Annotated in this window: 1 protein-coding gene; it reads right to left on the bottom strand. The window is 63.9% G+C overall.

The window, feature by feature from the left end:
- Nucleotides 1–252 (bottom strand): porin (locus RVY79_RS20790; RefSeq protein ID WP_317466498.1); only part of this gene is annotated, 252 nt, incomplete at both ends.

Below are 252 nucleotides of genomic sequence, written 5' to 3'. Positions count from 1 at the left end.
ATGCGCCCGTTGCTCGGGTTGAAACCGGCCTGCAGGTTGAACAGCGCGCTCACGCCGCCGCCCAGGTCTTCCTTGCCGCGCATGCCCCACCGCGACGGCACGGTGCCTGTGAGGTTCGGCATGCGCACCAGCCCGCTTTTCGTAGCCCCAACGTTATTGACGTATTCAACGCCGGTATCCACAAGGCCGTAGAGCGTGATGGACTGTGCAACGGCCATCATCGGGGTGGCTGCCCCGATACTCATGCCGATC

Origin of the sequence: Chromohalobacter sp. HP20-39 (assembly GCF_033052815.1) — a bacterium.
Taxonomy (GTDB): Bacteria; Pseudomonadota; Gammaproteobacteria; order Pseudomonadales; family Halomonadaceae; genus Chromohalobacter.
The sequence above is the reverse complement of the archived record's forward strand: the minus strand, read 5'-3'. Positions and strand labels throughout refer to the sequence as shown.